This window comes from Billgrantia montanilacus (genome assembly GCF_003336675.1).
GTDB classification, from domain to species: Bacteria; Pseudomonadota; Gammaproteobacteria; order Pseudomonadales; family Halomonadaceae; genus Halomonas; species Halomonas montanilacus.
The window spans coordinates 102,421-122,393 of record NZ_QPII01000002.1 but is presented as its reverse complement, the minus strand read 5'-3'; the positions used below and the strand labels follow the sequence as shown (position 1 = coordinate 122,393).

Below are 19,973 nucleotides of genomic sequence, written 5' to 3'. Positions count from 1 at the left end.
AAGGTGATTACATGAAATGTGTCATATTGGCGGGTGGGTACGGAACACGAATTTCGGAAGAAACTCATCTTAAACCTAAGCCAATGATCCAAGTCGGTGGTCGGCCGATCCTCTGGCACATTATGAAAATTTATTCCAAGCACGGAGTAAATGATTTTGTGATCTGCTGTGGTTATAAGGGTTATGTAATTAAAGAGTATTTTGCTAATTATTTTTTGCATATGTCCGATGTCACCTTTGACATGTCCAACAATGAGATGGAAGTTCATCACAAGATGGCGGAGCCTTGGCGGGTAACGCTAGTTGATACCGGTGAAGAAACCTTGACTGGTGGTCGGCTCAAGCGAGTTGCTGACTATTTGCGAGATGAGCAAGCCTTCTGCTTCACCTATGGTGATGGGGTGGCAAATATCGATATCACCTCCCAACTGGCTTTCCACCATCAGCATGGTAAGCTCGCTACCGTGGCCGCGGTGCAACCACCAGGTCGCTATGGGGCACTGCTTCGCGAGGGGACCTCAGTACACGGTTTTCAGGAGAAGCCCCCGGGTGATGGCGCCTGGATCAATGGTGGTTTTTTCGTCCTCAATCCCCAGGTACTTGATTTTATTGATGACGATCAAAGTTCATGGGAAGGTCATCCCCTACAAACGATCGCCAACAAAGGGCAACTGGAGGCTTTTGAGCATCGAGGATTTTGGCAGCCTATGGACACCCTGCGCGACAAGAACCTCTTGGAGAGGCTCTGGGATTCCGGCGATGCCCCGTGGAGGTGTTGGACATGAAACTGTTTGATGAAGCCTATCGTGGGCGGCGGGTGCTGATTACCGGCCACACAGGCTTCAAGGGCAGCTGGCTCGCCCTCTGGTTACACGAACTGGGGGCCGAAATTACCGGTATCGGCCTCACTCCGGCGACAACTCCCAATCATTGGGACCTGCTCCAGCTTCCCATTCAGGATCATCGTGTCGACATCCGCGACCGGCAAGCTGTGCGCAGTGTCATTCAAAAAAGCCAGCCGGAAATCGTCTTTCATCTGGCAGCGCAGCCACTGGTCAGGCGATCTTATCGCGACCCGCTGGAGAGCTGGTCTACCAACGTCATGGGCACCGCCCATGTTCTGGAGGCCTGTCGCGAGCAAGACAGCGTGCGGGCTATCGTCGCCATCACCACCGACAAGTGCTATGAGAACCGCGAGTGGACCTGGGGGTATCGCGAGATCGACCTGCTGGGCGGCCACGACCCCTATAGCGCCTCCAAGGCCGGTTCGGAGCTTGTGGCTGCCAGCTACCGCAGCGCTTTCTTTGCCTCCCGGGGCGCCCCCCAGCTGGCAACCGCTAGGGCGGGCAACGTCATTGGCGGCGGCGACTGGTCGGAAGACCGGCTCATTCCCGATCTGATCCGTGCGCTCGAAGCTGATCAATCGCTGGAGATCCGCTCCCCGGCAGCAACCCGGCCATGGCAGCATGTCCTGGAATCCCTGAGTGGCTACCTGATGCTCGGGCAACGACTGCTTTCGGGCGACAGCCGCTTTGCCGAAGCGTGGAACTTCGGACCGGAGCCGGAGGGCAACCGCCCGGTTGCCGAAGTGCTCGAACGGCTCGCTCATCACTGGAGCCAAATGCGTTGGCACATCACCCAAGAGCCCCAGCCCCACGAGGCTGCGCTGCTCTACCTCGACAGCGCCAAGGCACGCAGCCGGCTCAACTGGCAGCCGGTCTGGAACCTTGAGGCGACCTTGGCGCAGACGGCCCACTGGTATCGCACCTGGATGGAGTCGCAGGAAGTCACCAGCCGTCAACAGCTCCTCGACTATGTTGATTCTGCGGCCAATGCCGGGCATGAATGGACTGGCCAATGAAGATTAACACCACACCCATTTCCGACTTGATGGTGATTGAATCTACGCCCCACACTGACTTACGTGGGGCATTCGCCCGCCTCTTCTGTGATAACGAGCTGGCTCCTGTCATCGGCAGGCGCCGAATCGTACAGATCAACCACTCAACCACAAGCACTGTAGGCACCATTCGCGGACTCCATTTCCAGCACCCCCCCCATGCCGAAATGAAGCTGGTGCGATGCCTGAAAGGGCGGGTATGGGATGTTGCCATCGACTTGCGTCGTGACTCTCCCACTTTTTTGAACTGGTATGCCCAAGAACTGGCGGCGGACAACCATCGGATGATGGTAATCCCCGAGGGGTTTGCTCACGGTTTCCAGACCCTGGAGCCGGACAGCGAGGTGTTTTACCTGACCACAGCTCACTATATGCCCAACGCAGAGGGAGGCGTTCGCTTTGACGACCCTCGTCTTGGTGTCAAGTGGCCCCTTAAAGCAGGCTGCCTGTCCGTAAAGGACGCAGCCCACCCGCTGCTTGATGAAGGCTTCCACGGTATATTCTTATGAATTCCCGGCATTATGGGGCTCTATTGAATAACACTTTTCTTCATTTAGGCTTCGCCTTGCCCTCCAGCGCTTATCCCATGGCGGCAGAGGCGCAGGGCATCCCAGTGCTGCGTGAGTTCTTCGGCGAGGCCTTGGGTCGGCAACTCGCGGGTGAAGGACGGCAGGCCGACCTGATTATCGGTAACAACGTATATGCCCATGTGTCGGACATCAACGACTTCACTCGGGGCTTCAAGGCTACCCTCAAGCCGGGCGGCACTATCATCCTGAAATTTCCTCACCTGATGCGCTTATTCGAGTACAACCAGTTCGACACCAGCTATCATGAGCGCATCTCTTATCTCTCGCTCTACACCGTTAGCCGCCTCTTTCAGGCCGCCGGGCAGCGCGTTTGGCAGGTCGAGGAGTTCCCCACCCATGGCGGTAGCTTGCGCGTCTATGATTGCCACGCCGATGACCCGAAAGCTGACCATGCTTCAGTTGCGGCACTGCTGAATGAAGAAGCGGGCAGGGGTCCGCAGCGGCTGGAAACCTGCCAGTCTCATCCCGATCGCATCAAGAACGACCTGCTCGCCTTTCTGGTCGAGCAACAGCGCAATGGGAAAAAGGTCACGGCCTATGGCGCCGCTAACAAGGGAAATACACTATTCAACTATGCGGTCGTCAAGCCGGATCTACTGGCATACGTCTGCGATGCAGCGCCGGCCAAGAAGGGTAAGTACATGCCGGGCAGCCACATTCCCATCCTGACGCCGGAATATATCTTGGAAATAAGGCCCGATTACGTCTTGATCCTGTATTGGAGTATTGCTGAAGAGATCGGGAAGCTGAGTGTCGATCTAGTAGCGGACAGCATCCGTTTTGCGACCGCCGTTCCGGAGTCTTCTATTCAATGAAAAAGGTGCTTGTAACGGGAGTCACTGGCTTTGTGGGGCGGCAGGTGATGCGGGCACTCTCCAGCCCGGCAGTGAAACTGGTGCCCGTGGTGCGTGAAGGGAAAGAGGACTTGGTCAATACGTTGCCCAATGTGGAAAGGGTTGTGACGACTGCCGACCTCTTTGCAGAGGATGTGGCATGGTGGACGCAACAATGTCAGGGTGTGGATGTCGTGGTCCATGTGGCATGGTATGCCGAACCGGGAAAGTACCTGCAGGCAAGTCAGAACATGGATTGCCTGATCGGCTCGCTCAACCTTGCCAAAGGTGCGTCAAATGCCGGTGTGAAGCGCATGGTAGGGGTTGGAACATGCTTTGAGTACGATCTCACGTGTTGTATATTGCCGGTGGATACGCCGCTGAAGCCGTTGACGCCTTATGCGGCTTCCAAGGCTGCGCTGTATCTGAATTTGTCGCAATGGTTGCCCGCCCAATCCATCCAGTTCGCCTGGTGTAGGCTCTTTTATCTCTACGGCGAGGGTGAGGATGAACGCAGACTCGTGCCTTATCTTCGCAAGCAACTCGAGAAAGGTGAGCCGGCCGAGTTAACCAGCGGAAGACAGATTCGTGACTTCCTTGACGTGAGAGAGGCAGGCAAGAAAATTGCCGATATTGCGCAGGGTGGCTATGTAGGCCCGGTTAATATTTGCTCAGGTGTTCCGATAACAGTGCGGCAACTTGCTCAGCAGATTGCGGATGAATATGGAAGTAGAGATCTTCTGAAATTCGGTGCGCGCCCAGACAACCTGGTTGACCCCTCATGTGTCCTTGGTATCCCCAATGAATGAAGTAGAAAGACGAGACAGAAAAAAAACGCTTTATCGCCAATGCCGATTCCCAGTGCTGCAAAATCGTGTTTATGATTCGATGGAAGAGGCCCAGCAGTGTTTGAAGGGGGATATCGAGATTGTTGAGGATCAAGTTACGGGCCTGATTTATAACGATGCATTTAGGCCTGAGTTGGTGGTCTATGACGCCAGCTATAATAACGAGCAAGGCGTGAGCTGGCACTTTCGTCAGCACTTGGAGCAAGTGGCCACCTTGATAGAAGAGACCCTAGGCAAGGAGAAGCTTGTTGAAGTTGGCTGTGGTAAAGGCTTCTTTCTGGAAATGCTGCTTCAGCGCGGAGTGGATGTGACGGGTTTTGACTCCGTCTACGATGGAGATAATCCGCGCATTGTTAAGTCATATTTTGAGCCAGGAATTATCGCTAAGCCTGCAAAAGGTCTCATTTTAAGGCATGTGTTGGAACATGTTTCGAATCCTGTTGATTTTCTGTTTCAGCTCAAGAAGGCCAATGGGGGGCAGGGGCTGATTTACATTGAGGTACCATGTTTTGAATGGATTTGTGAGAGGCGCGCTTGGTTTGATATATTTTATGAGCATGTGAATTATTTTCGTTTAATTGATTTCAATAGAATATTTGGAAGCATCGTTAAAAGCGGTCGTTTTTTTGGCCAACAGTATCTGTACGTGGTGGCCGATTTGTCATCGCTTAGGGAGCCTGTGATAGGTGAATCCATCGATTTCCCAACAGACTTTACTTTTTATGCGCACCCTGCAGAGCAGAACAGAATAGAACAGAATAGAACAGAACATCCCACTTGCGTTTGGGGCGGTGGTTCAAAGGGCGTCATATTTTCCTTGTTGCGCGAGCGTGCTGGTCGGCCGGTCGATATCGTCATCGATGTCAATCCTGAAAAGCAAGGTAAGTATCTACCTGGAACTGGACTGCTGGTGCAGTCTCCAGAGGTGGCAATAAAGAACTTGCCACCTGGGGCCGCAATTTATGTCATGAACTCGAACTATCTTGAGGAAATAAAAAGGATGTCAAATTATAATTTTAGATATATTGGGGTCGATCAATGAACGATTTTTATGTAGAGGTAATGGCTCGTATTGATGTGAATAGTAAGAATCCAAAGCTGATAGAAGCAGCAAACCAGTTCACGCTTGCGTCAATATTACCCAAGTACTCCTACAACTTTTCTGCGCTTGGCCGACCCATCATCCAGTATCCTCAGGACATGGTGGCGATGCAGGAACTGATCTGGCAAGTCAAGCCGGATCTCATCATCGAGACCGGTATTGCTCACGGTGGTTCGCTGATTCTGAGTGCCTCCATGCTTGCGCTGCTGGATATGTGCGAAGCCATTGAGTCAGGTGCAACCTTAGACCCCAGACAGTCGCGGCGTAAGGTGCTGGGCATCGATATCGACATCCGAGCCCACAACCGTGAGGCGATCGAGGCACATCCCATGGCTTCTCGCATCGAGATGATTCAGGGTTCCAGTATCGCGCCCGAGATTATCGAACAGGCCCACCAGTTTGCTAGAGGTTACCAGCGTGTACTGGTCTGTCTCGATTCCAACCACACCCACGACCACGTACTCGCGGAACTGGAAGCCTACGCGCCACTGACCAGTGTGGACAGCTACTGCGTGGTTTTCGACACCATCGTCGAAGACCTGCCAGACGACATGTTCCCCGACCGCCCCTGGGGGACAGGTAACAATCCCAAGACTGCAGTGTGGGAATACCTTAAAAACCATCAGCAATTTATGATCGACAAGAGCATCCAACATAAGCTTTTGATCACTGTTGCACCAGACGGTTATTTGAAACGTATAAAGTAATAGGGTAACAACCTTGGTGTGCGGCTAATGCAGCCCCTGCTGGGCTTTATGGCCTCTAGGGATGCAGCCAACGACCAGCGAGCCTATACGCCGGCGATGCTCGATCTTCCAGCGGAAGGTTTAATGGAAGAGGAGGGGGAATGAATGAAGCGCAACGTATCACCTTGCAGGAACTGCTGTATGACATACTACCGAAGCTGAAGGCGGCAGAGGTGATGATTCAGAACACCCTGCTGGCGATACTTGAGGCGACGGAGCAGCCGTTGGAACAGGTGCGGCGTCAGGAGCAGCAGGAAGCGCTGGAGCTCGAGCTGTTTACTATTCGCCTGCATATCAAGCATCTGCTTACCCGATATTCGCAAGATGTACAGGCGATGCGGGAAAGCGAGCGGAACGGTACTGCCGTTGGCGATGGGCCGGTGCTGACGCTGGATGACGGCGAGGCTCAGGCCATCGAGAAGGCGAAGATGTTGCACGAGCGGCTGGTGGCGATGCAGAAGGCGTTGGCGAAAGGGTAGCATCCAACCTTGCGGCCGCCGGTCTCCTGTCGGCGCCAGACGGAATCAAGTTCAGAATCGTGCGCTCTCCATTCGAAATGTCTGATCAAGAAGTTTGACATTTGTCAAATTTCTTACTTCCTTGCCCTCAATCTTCACCTGTCCAGGCCGATAACGGGGAGAGGCAGGCAACATCTGCTTGCGTTGACAACAACGATAACGATGGCCTCACCGCTGGCCTGGTGTGCCAGGGTGGCTGAATGGCAGGAGAGCAACAATGAATTCCATAACGCTGGGCCGTTTTCCCGACGATGCCGAGGCTGTGCCGGTGGCAGTGCAAACCTCCGGTTCGCCACAGCAGCAACGCTCACGGCTGGGCTTCAGCAGCCGCTTGACGCTGATGATCGTCTCGTTGGTGCTGATCTCGGTAATGCTGGTCGCGGGGCTGGTCTATGCCCAGTATCGCCAGTCCTTTACCCAGGCGACGGTGGACCAGCTGCAGGGCACGGGTGAGATGATGGCCGGTTCCTTTACCCAGTGGCTGGATGCACGCCAGGACGAAATCGGCTATGTGGCGAACCTTGATCCGGTACGCCAGGTCGAGATCGAATCGATTCAACACCTGCTGGTACGTATCGCGGAGCAGAGCGGCTACTACGATACGCTTTTCTTCGTCGGCGAGGATGGCATCGGCGTAGCCGGCGTGAGCTATGACGGTGGAGCGGCGGTGTTGTCTAGCGACGATGCCCGTGCCTTCGACGTGGCCGACCGCGCCTGGTTCCGCGAAGCGATCCAGGGGCAGCCAGTCTTCTCCCAGCCGCTGGTATCGCGTGCCACGGGAAATCAGGTGAGCAACGTGGTGGCGCCGGTCTTCGCCGACAATGGCGATGTCGTGGGGGTGGTGCGTGCGGCGGTACGCCTCGATGTGCTGTTCGAGCGCATGGCCGAGATGTCGCTGGGCGGCAGCTCCGACACTTACCTGCTGGGGGGTGACGGCATGCCGGTCACGCCGGTGGCGGCGTTGGCGGGTGAGAGTCGTGAGCTTGCGACCCAGGCGGCGGTTGCAATTGGCACCGGCGAAAGCGGCGTGGGGCGCTATACGAATGTCGCCGGAACCGCGGTGATCGGTAGCTATACCTACCTCCCGATGCTTGACTGGGGCCTGGTTGTCGAAGTGCCGGTAGGCGAAGCCCTGGCCGAAGTGTCGCGCCTGTTCTGGATATTGGTGGGCATCACGGTTCTCATCGTCTCGATTGCCGTGCTGGTGAGCCTTGGCATGGTGCGCTCGGTGGTGAAGACGCTGGGCGGCGATCCGCAGCGGGCCGCGGAAGTGGTAAGAAGGGTGGTGCAAGGCGACCTGACCATGCGGGTACCGGTGAAGCGCGGCGATACCACTAGTCTGCTGGCCCACATGCACGAGATGCAGCAGAACCTGCAGGCGATGATGGGCGATATCAGGCAGACGGCCGAGTCGGTCAGTGTGGCCAGCAGCGAGATCGCCCAGGGCAACGAGGACCTGGCTAGCCGCACCGAGCAGCAGTCCTCCTCGCTGGTCGAGACCGCATCCAGCCTCGAAGAGATGACCGCCACCGTCAGGCAGACAGCAGAGTCGGCCACCCAGGCTCGCGAGCTGACCACTGAGCTGGACGACCAGACGCGCAATGCGAGTGGAGTGGGGCAGCAAGCGGCGGAGTCCATGGGTAGCATCAAGCAGGCCAACCGGCGTGTGGAGAGCATCGTCGAAGCCATCGACGGCATCGCCTTCCAGACCAACCTGCTGGCGCTGAATGCCTCGGTAGAGGCGGCCCGGGCCGGCGAACACGGTCGTGGTTTCGCCGTGGTGGCCACCGAGGTGCGTCAGCTGGCCGGCCGCTGCTCGGCCGAGGCCAACAAGATCCGCGAGCTGGTCGACTCCAGCGTGGCCAGTGTGGACGAGGGCGAGCGGCTGGTGAATTCTGCAAGCCAGCAGTTATCCACCATTGCCGAAGGTGTGAAGCGGGTGTCGAGCTTTATCAGCGAGATTGCCACGGCGGCCACCGAGCAGTCGTCAGGCATCGAGCAGATCAACACGGCGGTGAGCCAGCTCGATGAGGTGACCCAGCAGAACGCGGTACTGGTTCAGGAAGGCACCGCTGCCAGCCACTCCCTGAACGACCAGGCACGCGAGCTTGCAAGGCTGGTGCAGCGTTTCAAGATCGATGAAGCGGTGGCTTAGCAGGTTGTACCGGTGGCCGGGGCGCTTGATGGTGAAAATTCTTTCACTCAGTCGCCTGGCACTACCGCGGTGGCTTCGATCTCTACCCTGGCCCGATCTTCGACCAAGTCGGCGACCTGGACCATGGTCATGGCGGGAAAGTGTTTGCCCAAGACTGCGCGATAGGCGGCACCCACTTCCTTCAACCGCGCCAGGTACTCCTGCTTGTCGACCACGAACCAGGTCAGCCTTACCAAATGCTGGGGGCCGGCGCCGGCTTCTTGCAGCACTTGGAGTATATTGGTCAGTGCTTGTTGCACCTGGGCAACGAAGTCGTCGCTTTCGAACATCTGGTCACTGTTCCAACCGATCTGGCCGCCCACATAAATGGTGCGGCCCGAGGCTATGATGCCGTTGGCGTAGCCCACGGCTGGCTTCCAGTTGGCGGGATGCAGGAGTTCATGGAGGGTGGTCATGTTCTGATTCCTTCAGGTGCCGTTGAGTAAAAAGTGTTGGCGCATGGCATCGGGCCATGGCAATGGCCGGCCGGTTGTCAGGTCGATCAGTACCAGCGTCACCTGGGCGGTCAGGCGGCGCTGGTCGATGCAGGTGGCAGTGATGTCGAGCTTGAGGCTGGTGCGCCCTACGGTCTGAGGAACGAGGTGGAAGGTCAGGCTCTCTCCCAGCCGACTGGGCGCATTGAACTCAGTCTCCAAGGAGACGGTAGGAACGCCTCTACCCGATTCCACGAGTTGGTTGAATCCAATTCCCATGGTGTCATCGAACCAATCCTCGACGACCGCGTTGATCATTTCGAGGTAGCGCGGGTAGAAAACGATGCCTGCCGGGTCGCAATGCTCGAAGCGCACCTTGCGTCGGCTGGTGAAGCCTTCGTTCATGCTGGTCCTGGTGTCATCGCTCATGTCCAGCCCTCGCCGCGTTCGGCCAGGCGCTGCAGCTGATCGCGGCCGGGGCCATAGGGTTGCGGCCAGTCGCACTGGCTGTCGCCAAGGCCCGCCGCGGCGTGCAGCGTCCAGTAGGGGTCGGCCAGGTGCGGCCGGGCCAGGCACACCAGGTCGGCGCGGCCCGCCATCAGGATCGAGTTGACGTGGTCGGCCTGATAGATGTTGCCCACCGCCATGGTGGCGATGCCGGTCTCGTTGCGGATACGATCGGAGAACGGCGTCTGGAACATGCGGCCGTAGACCGGCCGGGCCCGCGTCGAGGTCTGACCGGCGGAGACGTCGACGATGTCCACCTCGGCGGCTTGCAGCAGGCGGGCGATCGCCACCGCCTCATCGGGGATGACGCCCTCGTCGCCGACCCAGTCGTTGGCCGAGATGCGTACCGACAGCGGCTTGTGGTCGGGCCACGCCTGGCGCACCGCGCGGATCACCTCCAGCGGGTAGCGCATGCGATTTTCCAGCGAGCCGCCGTATTCGTCCTCGCGACGGTTGGTCAGTGGCGTGATGAACGACGACAGCAGGTAGCCGTGGGCGGCATGCACCTCGATCATGTCGAAGCCGGCGCGATCGGCCATCGTTGCTGCGGCGACGAATTCCTCGCGTACGCGGTCCATGTCGGCGCGGTCCATGGCCTTGGGTATCTGGTTGCGCTCTGACCAGGGCACGGCGGAGGCCGCCAGAATCGGCCAGTTACCCTCGGGCAGCGGCGCGTCCATCTCCTGCCAGCCGAGCTGGGTGGAACCCTTGGGGCCGGAGTGGCCGATCTGGGCGCACAGCTTCGCCGGTGTCTCGGCGTGGACGAAGTCGCACAGTTGCTTCCAGGCCACCTCGTGTTCGGGGGCGTAGAACCCTGGGCAGCCCGGGGTGATGCGTCCCTCGGGCGAGACGCAGGTCATCTCGATATAGACCAGCCCGGCACCGCCCTTGGCGCGCTCGGCGTAGTGCACGAAGTGCCAGTCGGTGGGGCGGCCGTCCACCGCCTTGTACTGGGCCATGGGCGAGACCACGATGCGGTTGGAGAGGGTCATGCCGCGCAGCGTGAAGGGGGCGAACATGGGCGCGCGGTCGCTTTCCGGGTTGCCCGCCTGCGCCTGGAACCAGCGTTCGGCGCTCTCCAGCCACGCGGGGTCGCGCAGGCGCAGGTTCTCGTGGCTGATGCGCTGGGAGCGGGTCAGCAGCGAGTAGTTGAACTGCACCGGATCCAGGTCCAGGTAGCGCTCCACCTGCTCGAACCACTCGGTGGAGTTGCGCGCCGCCGACTGCAGGCGCAGCACCTCGGTGCGGCGTTCCTCCTCATAACGGGAGAAGGCACTGGCCATGTCGGGCTCGCTGTGCAGGTACGCCGCCAGGGCGATGGCGCTCTCCAATGCCAGCTTGGTGCCGGAACCGATGGAGAAATGCGCGGTGGCCGCGGCATCGCCCATCAGCACCACGTTGTCGACGCTCCAGCGCTCGCACAGCACCCGGGGGAAGTTGATCCATGCCGAGCCGCGAATGTGGTGGGCGTTGGTCATCAGTGCGTGGCCGCCCAGATGCCGGGCGAAGATCCGCTCGCAGACGGCGATGGATTCCTGCTGGCTCATCTCGCCGAAGCCGAAGGCCTGCCAGGTGGCTTCGCTGCACTCGACGATGAAGGTCGCGGTGTCGGCGTCGAACTGGTAGGCATGGGCCCACACCCAGCCGTGCTCGGTCTTCTCGAAGATGAAAGTGAAGGCGTCGTTGAAGGTCTGGTGGGTGCCCAGCCAGACGAACTTGCAGGCGCGCACGTCGATGTCGGGCTGGAAGTGCGAGGCATAGTGCTGGCGGGTGCGCGAATTGAGTCCATCGGCGGCCAGCACCAGGTCGAACTCGCGGCTCAGTTCATCGATGCGGGCCTCGGGAATGTCGCTTTCGAAGCGCAGCTCGATGCCGAGCTCCCGGGCGCGCTGCTGCAGCAACACCAGCAGTTTATGACGACCGATGCCGCAGAAGCCATGGCCAGTGGAGACGGTCTTCACGCCATCGTGGATCACGGCGATATCGTCCCAGTAGGCGAAGTGCTCGCGGATGCGCGCCGCACTGACGGTGTCGTTGGCAGCCAGGTTGTCCAGGGTCTCGTCGGAGAGCACCACGCCCCAGCCGAAGGTGTCGTCGGGGCGATTGCGCTCGAGCACCACGATCTCGTGGCTGGGATCGTGCAATTTCATGCTGATGGCGAAGTAGAGGCCGGCGGGGCCGCCGCCGAGGCAGGCTATCCTCATCGTTGCTCTCCAGTGTGTCACACCTAAAATGTTTAAGCTTAAAGCAAATTGGCGTACCTTGGTTCTAATAAGCCACACTTGCGTCTATATCTGCTTCACGGCGATACGCGAGTCGTCCGCTGCCATGGACGTTTCCGGCTTCCACTCACCCACGCTACGCTGCAAGGTTTCGCCCTTCTCGTCGGCGAGAGCCGCGTCGCGAAGCTGGTGCAGGCGTGCGGCGGCATCGGGCGCTTCGCCGAAGCGCTCGAAGGCCTCCATCACGGTGGTGAAGCTGGCCAGGCCGCGGCGGTGTGTATCGCCATAGCCTTTCACCAACCCTTGTGCCTTGATCACCTCCAGGGCGACCTCCGGAGAGATGGCAAGCGCACGATCGACCGCTGCCAACCAGGCAATGATGCGCTGGCGCTCATCACAATAGCGCAGGGTCTTCCTGCGCCAGCGCCGCAGGCTCGCCACGGTCAGCAGCAGCAGAAAGCCTCGCAGCCGCTGGGGGCTGATGCGTCGACCGCGCTGGGTCATTCTTGCCAGGGGACGGCGAACCCAGCCGGTACGCATCACCCAGCGTCCGAGGCCGGTCGGCAGGGTGTCGCAGATCTCTTCGACGCGTGGATGCATATACTCGGCGGTATAGACGATCTGGTCCGGTTCGGCCTTGACCTCGTTGCGCACCCGCGCCAGGCGGTCGCAACGGATTTTCAGATCGGCGACACGAATGGTGTCCTCATAGCTCATCCAGAGTGCCAGATGCCGAGCCAGCTCTCGCAGAACGCTGTGATCCAGGTGTGCTTGGATTCCTGCCATGCGCAGTTGTAACAGCTCCAGATACTCGCGCGCATAGGGGATATCCTGATAATGGATCAGGCGCAGGACGCCCTCGTGCACCACCGGACGCACCGGTTCGGGGAAGCGGCTATCAATCTCGGCTTTCAAGGCGACAAGTTCCGCCAGCTCTGCCTTGGGTGGGGTGGCTTCATTGACTGAGGTGGTGTCGCTCGGTGCGCTATGGGGTTCGGCGTCCTGTGCCTGCTGGTAGCTTTCATCGAAGGCGCGCAGGCTTGCCGAGACTCCAATGCCACCGTCGCGTATCGCATTTTCGAACGCTTCACGGGGGAAGGGCAGCGTATGGCTGCCGGCCAGTGCGCCGAACAGTACGGCACTGATGACACTGCCCTGGCGGTGCGCAGTGGCTTCCATATCGAATTCGATGAAATGCTGGGCATGCTGCCGAAGCTGCTCACGGACTGGTTCCGGGTCGAGGATGCCGTTGCCCATGGCGCTTTTTTCGGTGATGCCATATACCCGGTGGCTCGAGGCAATCACCGTGGTGCGGTCTGGCGTCACGAGCCCGCGCTCCAGGGCTCGGCCCGCTTCCATGAACTCGGCGGCCAGCACGATATCGACGTCTCCCGGCGACGGCATCAGGGCCAATACCGGTGCCTGGCCGGCGCGCTCGGCCTCGGCCTCGGGAAACAGTTCCAGGTAGTAGATGGTGGCTCCGGTGCGCTGGGCGACCCCGGGCACCGAGGTCGCCTGGGCCAGGTAGCCGTTGCTTTCGGCCAGGTGGACGATCCAGTCGGAGAGTACCCCGCCGCCCTGGCCGCCCATGGCCATGATGGCCAGCGTGATCGGTCGTTTGGCTGTGGTCACGTCAGGCATGGGTTTCTCCCGATAGGTGAGCCGATGGGGGCAACGGGGCCAGGCGCTTTTCGCGCCACGCCTGCAGGCGCTGAATGATCCCCTGGCGCCAACGGTGCAGCAGGCGATCCCAGCGATTGGGGTGGCTGATTACGTCGGCGCGATAGAAGGAGGGGCAGAGCACGGCGGCATGGGCTGCCTCGCCACACAGGCCGCAGCCCACGCAGGTGTTGTCCACGTGGGCAACGGGGTGTTCCCGCAGAGGATCGGGGTTGGGCCGTATCGATAGGGAGGGGCAGCCGGATATGCGGATGCAGGAGTGGTCCCCGGTGCAGGTGTCGCTGTCGACGCCGAAGCGCTGGCGGACGGTGCGCTTCCCCTCCTTGAGCGCCTGGCGGACCTTGGGTTTTTCGCGCCGCTGCAGATTCAGCATACACTCCGACTGAGCGATGATGACCTTGGGCCCCTTCTCCCGGGTGGTCAGGGCTTCGGTGAGCGTCGCCTTCATGCGCTGGACGTCATAAGTGTGATCGATCACCCTTATCCACTTCACCCCCACGCCCTTTACCGCCTGCTCGATCGGAATGTTGGTGCGACGTATGGGATTCTCGGCGCGAGAGGAGGGAAGGTCTTGCCCTCCGGTGGCTGCGGAATAAAAGTTATCCACGATCAGCAGCACGTCATCGTCGCCGTTGTAGACGGCATTCGCGACGCCGTTGGTCAGGCCGTTGTGCCAGAAGCCACCATCACCCATCACGCTGATGGCGCGGCCGCCCTTGGAACCGTGGAAGGCCGAAGCCGCGGAGGCCCCCAGGCCATAGCCCATGGTGGTATTGCCGATATTAAAGGGCGGGAGGATGGAGAACAGGTGACAGCCGATATCGCAGCTCACGTGGCGCGGCCCCAGCTCACGCTCGACGAGCTTCATGGCGGTGAAGATCGGTCGTTCGGGGCAGCCCGTACAGAACCCCGGTGGGCGAGGTGGCAGGGTGGGTGCCTGCTCGTCGGGGGTGGGCAGTGCCTCAGGCTGTGGCAGCAGCGTCGGCGCGACAGCCGCAAGGAAGCCGCGCAGGCCCTTGAGCATCACCTGGCCATTGTATTCACCGGCCTTGGGCAGTACATCCTTGCCATGCAGTCGAGTGTCGATATCGGCACGACGCAGGATACTGGCAAGCGCCTGTTCCAGGTAGTCGGGCTGTCCTTCCTCGATCATCAGCACGGCACGCTTGTCTGAGCAGAAGGCCTCCAGCTCATCGTTCACCAGCGGATAGGTGACGTTCAGCACATGCAGGGGGATGCGACTATTGCCGAAGGTGTCGGCCAGGCCGAGGCGCTCGAGCCCGCGAATGACCGTATTGTAGAGCCCGCCCTGAAGAATCAGGCCGATGTCGGCATGATCGCCGGGAAAGGTCTCGTTGAGGCCGTGCTCCTTGATGAAGTTCACTGCCGCCGGCCAGCGCGTATTTACCTTCTCATGCTCATGCTGAAAGCTGGCGGGCGGCAACACGATGCGGCTGGTATCGCGAACCGGGTTGGCCAAGGCGTCGTCGATGGTGAAGCTGGGCGAGCGGTTGGCCTGGGTCTGGAAGCGCCCGTGGACATGACAGGCGCGAATACGCAGCTCCAGCATCACCGGTGTGTGGCTGGCTTCCGACAGCTCAAACCCTTTCTCCACCGCCTTGACGATGGAGGGCAGGTTGGGGCGTGGGTCGAGCAGCCAAATCTGGCTCTTCATGGCGAAGGCGTGGGTGCGCTCCTGCATGATGCTTGAGCCATCGCCGTAATCTTCGCCGACGATGATCAGCGCGCCCCCGGTCACCCCACCCGAGGCCAGGTTGGCCAGTGCATCGGAGGCGACGTTGGTGCCCACGGTGGATTTCCAGGCCACCGCACCGCGCAACGGGTAGTTGACCGAGGCCGCCAACATGGCGGCGGCGGCGGCTTCGCTGGCGTTGTTTTCGAAGTGTACGCCCAGCTCCTCGAGAATGTGCTGAGCGTCGTGAAGCACATCCATGAGATGGGAAATCGGCGCCCCCTGGTAGCCGCCCACGTAGGCGACTCCTGACTGCAGCAGCGCTTTGGTGACGGCCAAGATGCCCTCGCCCTGGAAGGTTTCGCCCTCTCCCAGGCGTAGCTTCTTGACCTCCTCGACAAATGTTCTTTCAGCCATTGTGATTGCCTCGTCGCGTGGGTTTTCAGCCCAGGGCGTGAGTGGTGTTTAGCGGTTTCAGCGCATCATGTCGGGCAGGCCGGTCGCCAGCCAGGGCAGTGCAACGACCAGCGCCAGAACCAGTAATTGCAGGATCAGGAAAGGCAGTGCCGCCTGGTATACCTGGGTCAGCCGGATTCCGGGCGGCGCCACACCTTGCATCACGATCAACAGCAGCCCGAAGGGCGGTGTCAGGAAACTGATCTCCATGGCAACCAGGAACAGCACGCCGATCCAGATCGGGTCGATGCCCAGGGTCGAGACGAGTGGCATGAAGAACGGCAGGGTGATCATGATCATGCTGATCTGGTCGGCAAAGCAGCCCAGCACCAGCAGTACCAGCAGCATGCCGAGTACGACCATCAGCGGCGTCAGTTCCCAGCCCGTCACCACTTGCAGAAGCCCGCTTGTGGCACCGGAGAATGAGAGCAGTTGTGAGAAGGTGGTGGAGGCAACCAGCACGAAGAGGATCATGACCGAGACCTTGGCTGTCTCCATCAGCGACGTGACCAGTGAGTCCAGGCTCAGGCAGCGATAGCAAAGCGCGGCAAACGTGGCGGCGACGGCGCCGAAAGCGGCAGATTCCGTGGGCTCGGCCCAGCCGGTCAGCAGGCTGCCCACCACGGCCACGAAGATGCCGCTCAGCGGCAGTACATAGACACAGAAAGGTTGCCAGCGCTGCCATGTGGTCAGGCTGGTATCCACGTCGTCGGCCGGAGCCAGGTCGGGATTTCTCGCACAGCGGATCATCACGTACAGGAGTACGGCGACGCCCATGAGCATGCCAGGAATGATGCCGCCTATCAGCAGCTGTCCGATGGAGATGCCGGCCAGGCTTCCCAAGGTGACCGCCAGCGCCGAAGGGGGAATCAGCATGGCGATGCCGCCCACTGCCATGATGGGCCCCATGGCGATGGAGGGGTGGTAGCCACGCTTGAGCATATCGGGGAGCAGTGAGCTACCCATCATGGCGGTGTTGGCAATGCTTGACCCGGAGAGCGTGGCGAAGGCCGTGCCGCCAAGTACCGAGACGATACTCAGGCGGCCGGGTACACGCTTGATCAACCGCTCGATGGCGGTGATCGCCTTGTAGGCAAGACCGGTGTGAAACAGGATTTCACCCATGAGCACGAAAAGGGGGATGGGGATCAGGGAAAAGCTGGTGATGGCCTCGGCGCTGTTGCGTGCCATCTGCATGATGCCCATCTCGCCGCCCATGAAAACGAAGGCCCCGACGAGGTTGATCGCGATGAAGGCGAAAACGACCGGCAGGCCCAACGCCATGAGCAGGATGAGTCCGCCTATCAGCAGCAACAGAGCAGAATGCCATTCCATCATGTCACCTCTCGCCGCGGCAGCATGAGGCGCCACAGGCGGCGCAGGAATTCGAGAGTCAGCAGGGCAAAGCACAAGACGGGGAGCAGGAAGGTCCACCATTCGGGGAACACGAACGACTTGTAGACCATGGTTCCTCGGCTCAGGTAGTCGGTGCCGGTTGCCAGAAGGAAATAGCCGAAGCATAGGCTGATCAGCGCGCCGAGCAGGTTGATGCCCATTTCCAGGAAATTCCGATAGGGCCGCGGCAGCGCCTGCTGCAGCAGGTCAACCCGTACGTGGGCGCCGTGATAGAGCACCCAGGGGGCGGCAAGAAAAGTGGCGGCGGCAATGGCATATTCGCTGCCTTCCACTGTGCCGTAGATCGAGCCGAAACCCAGGTTTCGGCTCATGACATTGAGAACGATGACGATCGACACGACACCGATGATGACACCTGCGGCCAGGCCGCAGGCTTGCATCACGTAATGGTACGTCTTCTGTAGGGGTGAGCGCGCGGCCTTGTCATCGGCGAGTGCTGTGTCATTCACTGTCCAGAATCTCTCTCAGCCGCTCAGTATTTTCAGCATGCTCCTGAGCCAGCCGTTCCCACTGCACTTCGTAGGCCGTCTCGAGGAAGCGCTCCCGGTCCTCGCCCTCGAATTCGATCACCTCGATACCCGCTTCGGCCTGACGGCGCTCCTCCTCAATGTTGATTTCCTCATTGAGACCATTGAGCTCTTCCAGCCAGATCGCCTTGTCGGTGAGATAGTCACGTTGCTCGTCGGTCAGGTTGTCCCAGGTGTTCTGGTTGACCAATACGCCGACTTCCACGTGGTAGAAGCCGGGGTCGACGCGGTAGCGGGTATGCTCCTGCCAGCCGAGATCGAAGATGCCCTGGACCGGCCAGCCGTAGCCGTCAACCGTGCCTCGCTCCAGCGCGGTATAGACTTCGCCAGGCGGGGTCTGGGCCGCTTCGCCGCCCATGGCTTCGACGAAGGCGCGGTATACCGGCGTGATACGCATGCGCAGCCCGTTGAGTTCGGGGCCGCTGATGGGCTCGTTGAGATACAGGTGGTAGCGATTGCCGTAGTTGGTATAGGCCAGGTAGTGCACGTTCATCTGCTCGCGCCACATCTCTTGCAGCTGCTCGAAACGGCCCGTTTCCCGCAGTTCCTCGGGGGAGTAGCGCGTCAGGTTCAGGGCGTGGGCTGCCGGCAGGGAACTGGTGTAGAACGCCGAGGTGACGAAGGCCATGTCGACCACGCCGTTGCTTACCGCATTGCCTATCTGGAAGGGCGGCATGGTTTCAGGGCCGCCGATGAAGTTGATCTCGATCGGTGCATCCGGATCGTTCTGAATCTCTTCGAGAAACATCTCGAAGGTATGCGGAATGGCAGTGCCGGAGTTGAAGGCGCTGACGGTTCTCAGTGTCGCCGTGTCGGCGGCAGCCTGGGTTACCAGCCCCAGGGAGACCAGGGCGGCACCGATGGTGGTGGTCCAGTGGATATTGCGGTTCATGTTGTACTCCCTTGTTATTGTCGTGACGGGGTTCGTGATTCTCAGGGTTGCGCCGGAGTGCCGATGGCAACGGGCCTGACCGGCGCCTGGGCTGCTCCCTTCGTCAGGGTGGGAAGGATCATGGTGCAGGAAGTCCAGACCTGATCAGCCGCCAGATCTGCCAGCCGCGCGTTCTGGATCTGGTAGATGCCCGACTGCGTCAGGTTGTGGTGATGGATGGCGAAGGGCAGGCCATCCGGCACGCCTTCGGGTATTGCCTCGCCCGTCAACATGCCTTCCGGAGCAGGATCGGTGAAGGGGTTATCCAGGGCGACCAGCACGACAGCCTGCTCTTCCAGCCACGCCATGGTGTCGTAGGCAAGGCCTGGTCCCTGAGCGTAGTAGCGCTCGTCTCCTGCCTCCCATAGGTTGCCCCAGCCGGTGTGGATGTAGAGCACATCGCCGGGCAGCAGGCCACGCCATGCGAGTCCCTGGGCCTCGATCATGCCCTGGATGTCGTCGCGGGTGACCAGGTCGCCGGCCGCAAGGGCCTCACCGTCGTTAAGGTATGCCGCGGCATCCAGCAGCACGGCAGAGGAAACGATCGGCGGAAGGTTCTCGAGGCCAAGCCTTTCGAGCGGTGCATCCGGAGTAGGCTTGACGTCGTCCTGGGAGAACCCGCCGTAGTAACGCAGGTCCTCGGCGGGAAATTCCCCTTCACCGCTCCAGGGCTCGGAGAGGTGGGCGAAATGGCCCAGCCCGTCCAGTTGGGTGCCTTGACCACCGATATTTCCGTTGATCGACTCGGTATTGAAGCCGTGGCGAGTGCCTGGAATGCCACTGGAGGGGTCGAAGCGATAGGACTCGGGTTCGGCAAACGGCGACTGCGGCATTGTCGCAGTGCGTGGGTAAGCTAGCTCGTACGCCTGTGCCCCGGGCTGCATGAGGTGGAAGGCGCAGCGCTGCCATGTACCCGAACTCTGGGTATTACCCATGCCGGCTTCATCGCCGCGGGGCCAGGGTGGCACAGGTGTCTGCTGGATGCTCTCCAGGTGGGCTTGGTGTTCTCCTGGCGGGGCCGCCAGGGCCGTTGCAACGTTCAAGGCTGCTATGCACGCGACAGTGGGCAGCAGTATCAAGCGGGATGTCATTGTCGTTGTTCCCTTGCTTGCTGAATTACCAACACATTGTGATAAGCACTGCTCGCTTGGCGGCAGGGCTGAAAATCAGCCTAGGTAGAAATGAAATATATTTCAAGGTTGAAGTTTCAGGTTTGAAACTTCGTGCGCTAATGAAAAATGAGTATGATGGTCGTTCAGGGGGCGTTCAGGTGGTGTTCAGGAAGGGCATTAGGGCCGCAAACGCTAGCATCGGCGCAGGGCTGAGGTCTGAAGGCGGGAATACGCAGAGGTTAAGATGTGTGGATGCAAGATGGA

Annotated in this window: 18 protein-coding genes; 9 read left to right on the top strand and 9 right to left on the bottom strand. The window is 59.9% G+C overall.

Features of this window, described 5'->3' with window-relative positions:
• Positions 1 to 11: 11 nt before the first annotated feature.
• The 9 genes from rfbF to DU505_RS03145 all read left to right on the top strand — a co-directional run bounded on the left by rfbF (position 12) and on the right by DU505_RS03145 (position 8,692).
• Positions 12 to 785, top strand: coding sequence for a glucose-1-phosphate cytidylyltransferase (gene rfbF, locus DU505_RS03185; RefSeq protein WP_114477560.1), 774 nt, complete (start codon positions 12 to 14; stop codon positions 783 to 785).
• Positions 782 to 1,861 carry a CDP-glucose 4,6-dehydratase gene (gene rfbG, locus DU505_RS03180; RefSeq protein ID WP_181872712.1) on the top strand — a complete coding sequence of 360 codons (1,080 nt, stop codon included), beginning with the start codon at positions 782 to 784 and terminating at the stop codon, positions 1,859 to 1,861. The genes rfbF and rfbG overlap by 4 nt, the downstream gene beginning before the upstream one ends.
• Positions 1,858 to 2,409, top strand: a complete 552-nt coding sequence (gene rfbC, locus DU505_RS03175) for a dTDP-4-dehydrorhamnose 3,5-epimerase (protein ID WP_114477558.1) — start codon at positions 1,858 to 1,860, stop codon at positions 2,407 to 2,409. The genes rfbG and rfbC overlap by 4 nt, the downstream gene beginning before the upstream one ends.
• The gene (locus DU505_RS03170) at positions 2,406 to 3,305 is read left to right on the top strand and encodes a class I SAM-dependent methyltransferase (RefSeq protein ID WP_114477557.1); all 900 of its coding nucleotides are present in this window, start codon (positions 2,406 to 2,408) and stop codon (positions 3,303 to 3,305) included. The genes rfbC and DU505_RS03170 overlap by 4 nt, the downstream gene beginning before the upstream one ends.
• Positions 3,302 to 4,132, top strand: a complete 831-nt coding sequence (locus DU505_RS03165) for an NAD-dependent epimerase/dehydratase family protein (RefSeq protein WP_114477556.1) — start codon at positions 3,302 to 3,304, stop codon at positions 4,130 to 4,132. Before DU505_RS03170 ends, DU505_RS03165 begins: the two co-directional genes overlap by 4 nt.
• On the top strand, positions 4,125 to 5,213 hold the full coding sequence (locus tag DU505_RS03160) for a class I SAM-dependent methyltransferase (protein WP_114477555.1): 1,089 nt from the start codon (positions 4,125 to 4,127) through the stop codon (positions 5,211 to 5,213). The genes DU505_RS03165 and DU505_RS03160 overlap by 8 nt, the downstream gene beginning before the upstream one ends.
• Complete coding sequence (locus DU505_RS03155; RefSeq protein ID WP_114477554.1) at positions 5,210 to 5,980, top strand: cephalosporin hydroxylase family protein; 771 nt, start codon at positions 5,210 to 5,212, stop codon at positions 5,978 to 5,980. The genes DU505_RS03160 and DU505_RS03155 overlap by 4 nt, the downstream gene beginning before the upstream one ends.
• 140 nt (positions 5,981 to 6,120) lie before the next feature.
• Positions 6,121 to 6,498 (top strand): hypothetical protein, encoded by a 378-nt coding sequence (locus DU505_RS03150; protein ID WP_114477553.1) that lies wholly within the window; start codon positions 6,121 to 6,123, stop codon positions 6,496 to 6,498.
• Between the two features lie 256 nt (positions 6,499 to 6,754).
• Positions 6,755 to 8,692 (top strand): methyl-accepting chemotaxis protein, encoded by a 1,938-nt coding sequence (locus tag DU505_RS03145; RefSeq protein ID WP_114477552.1) that lies wholly within the window; start codon positions 6,755 to 6,757, stop codon positions 8,690 to 8,692.
• 47 nt (positions 8,693 to 8,739) lie between these two features.
• Here the strand turns inward: DU505_RS03145 and DU505_RS03140 are convergent, their stop codons facing one another.
• From DU505_RS03140 to DU505_RS03100, 9 genes are all read right to left on the bottom strand, one after another.
• Positions 8,740 to 9,147 carry a RidA family protein gene (locus DU505_RS03140; RefSeq protein ID WP_114477551.1) on the bottom strand — a complete coding sequence of 136 codons (408 nt, stop codon included), beginning with the start codon at positions 9,145 to 9,147 and terminating at the stop codon, positions 8,740 to 8,742.
• A 12-nt stretch (positions 9,148 to 9,159) separates the two neighbouring features.
• The gene (locus DU505_RS03135; RefSeq protein WP_245947757.1) at positions 9,160 to 9,594 is read right to left on the bottom strand and encodes an acyl-CoA thioesterase; all 435 of its coding nucleotides are present in this window, start codon (positions 9,592 to 9,594) and stop codon (positions 9,160 to 9,162) included.
• Positions 9,591 to 11,876, bottom strand: coding sequence for a bifunctional salicylyl-CoA 5-hydroxylase/oxidoreductase (locus DU505_RS03130; RefSeq protein WP_114477550.1), 2,286 nt, complete (start codon positions 11,874 to 11,876; stop codon positions 9,591 to 9,593). Before DU505_RS03130 ends, DU505_RS03135 begins: the two co-directional genes overlap by 4 nt.
• Positions 11,877 to 11,960: 84 nt before the next feature.
• Complete coding sequence (locus tag DU505_RS03125) at positions 11,961 to 13,535, bottom strand: indolepyruvate oxidoreductase subunit beta family protein (protein WP_114477549.1); 1,575 nt, start codon at positions 13,533 to 13,535, stop codon at positions 11,961 to 11,963.
• Entirely contained in the window at positions 13,528 to 15,684 is a 2,157-nt protein-coding gene (locus DU505_RS03120; protein WP_114477548.1) for a thiamine pyrophosphate-dependent enzyme, read from the bottom strand. The genes DU505_RS03125 and DU505_RS03120 overlap by 8 nt, the downstream gene beginning before the upstream one ends.
• 57 nt (positions 15,685 to 15,741) lie before the next feature.
• Complete coding sequence (locus DU505_RS03115) at positions 15,742 to 17,061, bottom strand: TRAP transporter large permease (RefSeq protein WP_245947756.1); 1,320 nt, start codon at positions 17,059 to 17,061, stop codon at positions 15,742 to 15,744.
• Entirely contained in the window at positions 17,058 to 17,588 is a 531-nt protein-coding gene (locus tag DU505_RS03110; protein WP_114477546.1) for a TRAP transporter small permease, read from the bottom strand. The genes DU505_RS03115 and DU505_RS03110 overlap by 4 nt, the downstream gene beginning before the upstream one ends.
• Positions 17,581 to 18,558: a TRAP transporter substrate-binding protein DctP gene (gene dctP / locus DU505_RS03105; protein ID WP_114477545.1), complete on the bottom strand. Its 978-nt coding sequence runs from the start codon at positions 18,556 to 18,558 to the stop codon at positions 17,581 to 17,583. Before dctP ends, DU505_RS03110 begins: the two co-directional genes overlap by 8 nt.
• Before the next feature lie 41 nt (positions 18,559 to 18,599).
• Positions 18,600 to 19,688: a cyclase family protein gene (locus tag DU505_RS03100; protein WP_114477544.1), complete on the bottom strand. Its 1,089-nt coding sequence runs from the start codon at positions 19,686 to 19,688 to the stop codon at positions 18,600 to 18,602.
• Positions 19,689 to 19,973 lie beyond the last annotated feature (285 nt).

Bases quoted from the DNA above. Each gene is read 5' to 3' on its own strand.
- DU505_RS03115 (WP_245947756.1), bottom strand. From the start codon at position 17,061: ATGATGGAATGGCATTCTGCTCTGTTGCTGCTGATAGGCGGACTCATC.
- DU505_RS03170 (WP_114477557.1), top strand. From the start codon at position 2,406: ATGAATTCCCGGCATTATGGGGCTCTATTGAATAACACTTTTCTTCAT.
- rfbG (WP_181872712.1), top strand. From the start codon at position 782: ATGAAACTGTTTGATGAAGCCTATCGTGGGCGGCGGGTGCTGATTACC.
- dctP (WP_114477545.1), bottom strand. From the start codon at position 18,558: ATGAACCGCAATATCCACTGGACCACCACCATCGGTGCCGCCCTGGTC.
- DU505_RS03150 (WP_114477553.1), top strand. From the start codon at position 6,121: ATGAATGAAGCGCAACGTATCACCTTGCAGGAACTGCTGTATGACATA.
- rfbF (WP_114477560.1), top strand. From the start codon at position 12: ATGAAATGTGTCATATTGGCGGGTGGGTACGGAACACGAATTTCGGAA.
- DU505_RS03130 (WP_114477550.1), bottom strand. From the start codon at position 11,876: ATGAGGATAGCCTGCCTCGGCGGCGGCCCCGCCGGCCTCTACTTCGCC.
- DU505_RS03165 (WP_114477556.1), top strand. From the start codon at position 3,302: ATGAAAAAGGTGCTTGTAACGGGAGTCACTGGCTTTGTGGGGCGGCAG.
- DU505_RS03120 (WP_114477548.1), bottom strand. From the start codon at position 15,684: ATGGCTGAAAGAACATTTGTCGAGGAGGTCAAGAAGCTACGCCTGGGA.
- DU505_RS03135 (WP_245947757.1), bottom strand. From the start codon at position 9,594: ATGAGCGATGACACCAGGACCAGCATGAACGAAGGCTTCACCAGCCGA.
- DU505_RS03125 (WP_114477549.1), bottom strand. From the start codon at position 13,535: ATGCCTGACGTGACCACAGCCAAACGACCGATCACGCTGGCCATCATG.
- DU505_RS03100 (WP_114477544.1), bottom strand. From the start codon at position 19,688: ATGACATCCCGCTTGATACTGCTGCCCACTGTCGCGTGCATAGCAGCC.
- DU505_RS03155 (WP_114477554.1), top strand. From the start codon at position 5,210: ATGAACGATTTTTATGTAGAGGTAATGGCTCGTATTGATGTGAATAGT.
- DU505_RS03140 (WP_114477551.1), bottom strand. From the start codon at position 9,147: ATGACCACCCTCCATGAACTCCTGCATCCCGCCAACTGGAAGCCAGCC.
- rfbC (WP_114477558.1), top strand. From the start codon at position 1,858: ATGAAGATTAACACCACACCCATTTCCGACTTGATGGTGATTGAATCT.
- DU505_RS03145 (WP_114477552.1), top strand. From the start codon at position 6,755: ATGAATTCCATAACGCTGGGCCGTTTTCCCGACGATGCCGAGGCTGTG.
- DU505_RS03160 (WP_114477555.1), top strand. From the start codon at position 4,125: ATGAATGAAGTAGAAAGACGAGACAGAAAAAAAACGCTTTATCGCCAA.